The sequence below is a fragment of the Streptomyces sp. CO7 genome, from assembly GCF_053474865.1.
Window position 1 is genome coordinate 1,620,646 of the sequence record NZ_JBRIOU010000002.1, and the last position, 1,698, is coordinate 1,622,343.

A 1,698-nucleotide genomic window follows, 5' to 3' on the forward strand; every position below is an offset into this window, starting at 1 on the left:
GGACCCCTCCCCCCTCCTTCCTTCGAACGTGAAAAGGAAACACATGGTCACCGCTGATCAGGCCGCCTCCACCCCCGGCGCCGACCTCACCTTCCCCGAGGGCTTCCTCTGGGGTTCCGCGACCGCCTCGTACCAGATCGAGGGCGCGGCCGCCGAGGACGGCCGCACGCCGTCCATCTGGGACACCTACTCCCGTACCCCGGGCAAGGTCCGCAACGGCGACACCGGCGACATCGCGACCGACCACTACCACCGCTGGCGCGAGGACGTCGCGCTGATGTCCGAGCTCGGCATCGGCGCCTACCGCTTCTCCCTCGCCTGGCCCCGGATCCAGCCCACCGGGCGGGGCCCCGCCGTGCAGAAGGGCCTCGACTTCTACCGGCGCCTGGTCGACGAGCTGCTGGAGAAGGGCATCCAGCCGGTGGCGACCCTCTACCACTGGGACCTGCCGCAGGAGCTCGAGGACGCCGGCGGCTGGCCGGAGCGCGCCACCGCCGAGCGGTTCGCCGAGTACGCGGCCATGGCCGCGGACGCCCTGGGCGACCGGGTGAAGACCTGGACCACCCTCAACGAGCCCTGGTGCAGCGCCTTCCTCGGCTACGGCTCCGGCGTGCACGCCCCCGGCCGCACCGACCCGGTCGACGCCCTGCGCGCCGCCCACCACCTCAACCTGGGCCACGGCCTGGCGGTGCAGGCGCTGCGCAGCCGGATCCCCGCCGACGCGCAGTGCTCGGTCACGCTCAACATCCATCACGTGCGCCCCCTCACCCAGGACGCCGCCGACGTCGACGCCGCCCGCCGCATCGACGCGCTGGCCAACCGCGTGTTCACCGGCCCGATGCTGGAGGGCGCCTACCCGGACGACCTCCTCAAGGACACCGCCGGCCTCACCGACTGGTCCTTCGTCCGCGACGGCGACCTGGCCGAGATCCACCAGCCGCTGGACTTCCTCGGCGTGAACTACTACTCGCCGACCCTGGTCTCCCGCGCCGACGGCAGCGGTACCCACAACTCCGACGGCCACGGCCGCAGCGCCCACAGCCCGTGGCCGGCCGCCGAGGAGGTGGCGTTCCACCAGCCGCCCGGCGACACCACCGCCATGGGCTGGGCGATCGACGCCTCCGGCATGTACGAGCTGCTGCGCCGCCTCGGCTCGGACTTCCCCGAACTGCCGCTGATCATCACGGAGAACGGCGCCGCCTTCGACGACTACGCCGACCCCAACGGCGAGGTCAAGGACCCCGCGCGCATCGCGTACGTCCGCGACCACCTGGCCGCCGTCCACCGTGCCGTCCAGGACGGCACGGACGTGCGGGGCTACTTCCTGTGGTCGCTGCTGGACAACTTCGAGTGGGGCTACGGCTACAGCAAGCGGTTCGGCGCCGTCTACGTCGACTACCCGACCGGCAGGCGCATCCCCAAGGCCAGCGCCCGCTGGTACTCCCAGGTCGCCCGGACCGGCATCGTGCCCGGCGCCTGACAGCCCGGCCACCGACCTGGTGCGGCGTCCCACAGCCCGCACGTCGCCGCACCGCGGACCCGCCCCCGAACGCCCGCTCTCCCGGGCCCGGGGGCGGGCCTGTTTCCCGCGGCGTGCCGGAGGGCGGCCGCGCGGGGACCGGCGGGGCGCACGCTCACTCGAGCAGACCGAGCTCCGTGTCCGGCCGGCACTGCGGGCACGGCTGCACACCCTCGGCC

Annotated in this window: 1 protein-coding gene; it reads left to right on the forward strand. The window is 73.6% G+C overall.

Going from position 1 to position 1,698, the window contains the following annotated elements; translation table 11 throughout:
* Positions 1–43: 43 nt before the first annotated feature.
* A complete protein-coding gene (locus ACOV8S_RS09500; protein WP_448317266.1) occupies positions 44–1,480 on the forward strand; it encodes a GH1 family beta-glucosidase in 1,437 nt (478 codons plus the stop codon).
* The last annotated feature ends 218 nt before the right edge of the window (positions 1,481–1,698 follow it).

What these genes read in the sequence shown, in the direction of transcription:
- ACOV8S_RS09500 (WP_448317266.1), top strand. Translation starts at nt 44, where the DNA reads ATGGTCACCGCTGATCAGGCCGCCTCCACCCCCGGCGCCGACCTCACC.